General features: G+C 56.6%; 1 pseudogene. It reads right to left on the bottom strand.

Going from position 1 to position 447, the window contains the following annotated elements:
* Positions 1 to 332 (bottom strand): annotated as a pseudogene (locus tag PSI23_RS22085) (phage terminase large subunit); the annotation flags it as partial.
* Between the last annotated feature and the right edge of the window lie 115 nt (positions 333 to 447).

Here is a 447-nt window from a genome sequence, read left to right on the forward strand (position 1 = left end):
TCCGAGGCCAGATCCTTACCGTACGATAGCCCCGCCACACGCATGTCGGGATACCGGCCAAAGAAGTACGCAGGCAGATAGCGCGAGACAATATCTGACTTACCGTGCTGAGGGGGCGCACCCAATATCAGGACAGGACGCTGACCCGCCATCATATCCATCAAAAATTCGTCCAGTGCCGCACAGACCTGACGCGAGAAATCGGAAACAATGTAATCCGCGTTGATATAACGAATAAACGCCTGGAGGTCGCTTCTTGCCTCTCGCCGTCTAAGCAGTTCCGCCGCGGCTGCTTCCGCGCTTACCGGATATGATTGCTGCCAGTTCATCATCAGTCAGTTCCTCCGCCGTCACGTTAGCCACCTCGATTGGGCCGCCGTCTGCGCCGGTGTGTTCGTTCTTCACGTTGTCGCGGAAGGCCTGCACGCTGACGTGTTTACCCAACAA

The organism is Xenorhabdus yunnanensis (assembly GCF_028598805.1).
Lineage (GTDB): Bacteria > Pseudomonadota > Gammaproteobacteria > Enterobacterales > Enterobacteriaceae > Xenorhabdus > Xenorhabdus yunnanensis.